Annotated in this window: 3 protein-coding genes; all 3 read right to left on the reverse strand. The window is 67.8% G+C overall.

Features of this window, described 5'->3' with window-relative positions; genetic code table 11:
• Positions 1–140: 140 nt before the first annotated feature.
• The 3 genes from ACFYON_RS26175 to ACFYON_RS26185 all read right to left on the reverse strand — a co-directional run bounded on the left by ACFYON_RS26175 (position 141) and on the right by ACFYON_RS26185 (position 3,759).
• The gene (locus tag ACFYON_RS26175) at positions 141–1,397 is read right to left on the reverse strand and encodes an ABC transporter substrate-binding protein (RefSeq protein ID WP_354872858.1); all 1,257 of its coding nucleotides are present in this window, start codon (positions 1,395–1,397) and stop codon (positions 141–143) included.
• A gap of 781 nt (positions 1,398–2,178) precedes the next feature.
• Positions 2,179–2,472: a DUF1330 domain-containing protein gene (locus tag ACFYON_RS26180; protein WP_354872856.1), complete on the reverse strand. Its 294-nt coding sequence runs from the start codon at positions 2,470–2,472 to the stop codon at positions 2,179–2,181.
• Between the two features lie 210 nt (positions 2,473–2,682).
• Positions 2,683–3,759, reverse strand: coding sequence for an MBL fold metallo-hydrolase (locus tag ACFYON_RS26185; RefSeq protein ID WP_354872853.1), 1,077 nt, complete (start codon positions 3,757–3,759; stop codon positions 2,683–2,685).
• Between the last annotated feature and the right edge of the window lie 110 nt (positions 3,760–3,869).

Raw genomic sequence — 3,869 nt, forward strand, 5'->3', positions numbered from 1 at the left:
CCCCGGCGGTAACCGCGGTTTGCTACGGGCCCCCGGTTTGTCGGGGGGGGGGGGGGCGGGGCCTATATTGTTTGAAAACCCCCCCCCCGCCCGGGGGGGGGGGGGGGGGGGGCGCCCGCCCGCCGCGCATCAGCCCTCCGTCATTCGCGTACGGCGTTCTTGACGTTTTTCAGCGCGGTGTCCCAGGCATTCGCCGGATTCACCTTGCCCTGCTCGACGCTGGTGAGCGTGTTGAGGAACTCGGTGCCGACGGGTCCGTCCTGCGGACCGAAGTAGAAGGGCTTGATCCCCACCACCGACTGGGTGTAGATCTTGCCGATCGGCGCGTTGCTGAAGAACGGGTCGGTCTTTCCGACCAGCTGCGGGTCCGTGTAGACCGAGGGTGTGGTGGGCAGCGACCCCTGCATCAGGAAGTGGTCCAGCTGCCCCTTCGGCGACTGCATCTCGGAGATGTAGTTCCACGCCGCCTTCGCGTTCTTGGCGCGCTTGGGGATGGCGAGGAAGCTGCCGCCCCAGTTCCCCGAGCGACCGGGGATGGTGGCGATGTCCCACTTGCCGTTCGTCTCGGGGGCGTTCGTCTTCATCTGGCTGAGCATCCAGGACGGCGAGCACACCACCGCGTAGTCGCCCTTCTTCATCGCCGCGGTCCAGCCGGACGAGAACGACCCCTGCTTGGCGGAGATGCCCGCGTCGAAAGCCTTCAGCGTCACGTCGAACGCCGCCTTGACCTGCTCGTTGTCGTAGTCCAGCTTGCGGTCGGCGTCGTAGTAGCGCTGACTGCCCTGGTTGACCGCCTGGAAGAACACGCTGGTCGGCGTGTTGTCCACGAACGGCTTCCCGGTCTTCTGGACGTACTGCTTACCGACGTTGATGAACTCGTCCCACGTCGGCCAGAGCTTGGAGACCTCGTCCCGGTCGGTGGGCAGGCCGGCAGCCTTGAACAGATCCGTGCGGTAGGCCACCGCCAGGCCGCCGACGTCGGTCGGCACACCGATGATCTTGCTGTCCTTGGTCGTCGACTGCGCCATCACCCAGTCGAGGTAGTTCCCCTTGATGTCGTTCGCGCCCAGCGTGGTGAGGTCGACGAAGTTGTCCGGGGACTGCATGAACTTCGGCAGGTCGTCGGCCTGGATCAGCACCAGGTCGGGCACCTTGCCACCGGCCAGCGCGGCGGTGAGCGCCTGCGCGGTCTCGGTCGTGGTGCCCACCTCGGTGAGCTTGACGCGCACATCCGGGTGCGCCTTGGTGTAGACGTCGACGTCGCCCTTCTGGTTGATGTTGGCAAACGACCAGAACTCGAAGGTCTTCGAGTCGGACTTGCCATCTGATCCGCCACAGCCGGCAACGAGGAGCGCGACGGTGGCGATGACGGCTGCGGTGGTCCGGACGCGTTTCAACGGCCCTCCATCGGTGATCGTGAGCGGCGGTGGTCGAGTGACCGCGGCAAGCCGGGCGACGGTTCACCAGCGGGGACGCGCAGGTAGAAGCCGACGAGCGCCCTCACCGACGAGTCAGCTGTAGCCCCGTCGACGGTGAGGTCGTCACCCCCGAAACTTATCGGGATATTTACATGTCACGATCCAGTGCGCTGAGGCTACTAAGCGCCCCGTCATCCGTCAACAACATCGCTGCCAGGGAGATCACCGAACGGGAGGGGAGCTTCCTGACTCACAGGGCACCGAAAGTTTCGGAGCAAGGAGCGCGATTCCGCGAGAAGGCACTCACCGGCGGCCCGCTCACCCCCTCCCCGGACCGCGGCCTGAGGCCGGCGTTTCGGCCTGGCATGGGCGGCGTCAACGCCGTCCCGGCGGCGCGTCGGACGGGAGCGGAGACGCGGATGCCATGGGAGCCGCGCGGAGCCGAGTTTCGAGCCGTGGCGGAGCCGGGCAAGAGGCGTCCCCGGTGGGCGGCGGCCGGCTGGGAGGCCGCGCCGCTGAGGTTGGCCCGCACCGGGGAGACGCATCGGCATGACAGCGTCCGTCGAGTGAGGAAACGTCCTCGCGGGCAGGAGAAACCGAACCCGCGCAGCACCCCGGAGCGCGCCGGTTCACCGGCTGGAGCAGATCGCCCTGCAGGTCACGCCACCGCTATCGCGCAGGCCATCCGCGTCCCGCACCACGTCGAAGCCAACCGCCACGCAGGACGAAGAGGCCCCGTGAAGATCCGACCGGACGTCGGTCAGTCGATGCCTTCGATGATGCGGAAGTCGCGCTCGACGCCGTCGGAGAGGGCCACCAACGCCTCCTGGTAGGCCTCACTCTCGCGCGCCGCGACGGCCTGCTCGAAGCTGTCGAACTCGACCAGGACGGTGCGCTCGGCGATTCCGGCGTCATGCGCCACGACCCGGCCGCCACGGACGAGGATCCGACCGCCCGCGGCCTTGACCGCCGCAGCGGCCAGCTTGTTGTAGGCAGCCAGCCTTTCCGGGTCTGAAATGGTGCGGTAGACGCTGACCCAGTAGCCCTTGGGCATGGAACCTCCAGTGAGCCTTCTCTAAGCCGACGGGTCTGCTGCACCGGCAGGTGACAGGTGTAGTCACGCGGCCTGACGGGCCGGTGGGTGCATGATGGTCTCGAATTCCACGGGGGTCAACGATCTCACCTGTCGGTGCAGCAGACCCCCTCGATCAACGACCGGGCTCCGGGATACCACGGTCGGCTTCGACCGGAAGGTCCCCGTCGGTCACGCCGGGGCGTAGCGGCGCACTCCATCGACGTCGGCAGCCTTCAGCCGCCCCTGCGCCACGAGCAGGTCGAGGTGGGCGGCCGTCTCGGTGACGGCGAGCATCTGGTTGAACAGGTCCAGGTCGGCAAAGGCACGCTCACGCCTGGTCCAGGTCAGTCGACCCGCCGCCTCGTAAGCCGTCATCGCGTCACGCACGACCCCGCACGCCTGGTCGAGTCGCTTCGCATGATGGTGCAGGAGTTCGTCGACGCGCGCGTGGACACTCGGGCCGACCGGGCCGTGCGCTGGCAGCAGCCGCTGGTCGGGCAGGGACCGGACCAACCGCAACGAATCCAGGTAATCCCCGAGTGGCAGTGCCGCGGCCACCGCCTCGAAGCCGATGGACGGTGTGATCTGGGGAAGAACGTGGTCGCCGGTGAACATCAGCTGCGCGTCGCGATCGACGAAGACGACGTGCCCACGGGTGTGTCCAGGGGTCGCCACCACCCGCAGGGTCCTGGTCGGTAGGACGACATCGGTCCCCCCGGCCAACCAGTCGTCCGGCGCCGCCCAGTCCGTCGGATCATGCGGCGCCGACTCGGCCCGCGCGCGCAGCGCTTCGACGATCTCGCCCGCGCCGCATCGGATCAGCGCCTGCCAGTGTTCGGACATCGGTCGACGACCGGGGGTCGACAGCGCGCGGATAGCGGGTTCCTCGCCCTCGCCGAGGCTCACTGTCGTGCCGAACTCGCGTCGTACGGCCACCGCCATCGCGTAGTGGTCGCGGTGCACATGCGTCACGAGAAACCGACGTACATCTGCAAGGCCCGCGCCCAGGGCAGCCAGGGCCGCATCCAATGCCTGTCGGGCCGCCGTGATGGCCCAGCCCGAGTCGACCAGCACGAGGCCGTCGTCACCCGCCAGGGCGTACACGTTCACCGATCGCAGACCGTCCTGCGGTAGCGGCAGCGGAATGCGATACACCCCGGTGGCCACCTCGAACACGCCCGGACGCGTCCAGTCCGACGTCACATCATCGGGCTCGACCCGCATCGCTGCTGCACCCACCATCCGCCGTCCTCCCATCCAGAGCATGATCGCCGAGAGTAGTCACTTGCGCTTGCGGATCTCCTCGGCGGCCTGCGGGACGATCTTGAACAGGTCGCCGACCACGCCGTAGTCGGCCAGTTCGAAGATCGGCGCTT

This window comes from Micromonospora sp. NPDC005686, assembly GCF_042871665.1.
GTDB lineage: Bacteria > Actinomycetota > Actinomycetes > Mycobacteriales > Micromonosporaceae > Micromonospora.

Excerpts from the sequence above, each read along its gene's own strand:
- ACFYON_RS26180 (WP_354872856.1), bottom strand. The coding sequence starts at position 2,472 with ATGCCCAAGGGCTACTGGGTCAGCGTCTACCGCACCATTTCAGACCCG.
- ACFYON_RS26185 (WP_354872853.1), bottom strand. The coding sequence starts at position 3,759 with ATGCTCTGGATGGGAGGACGGCGGATGGTGGGTGCAGCAGCGATGCGG.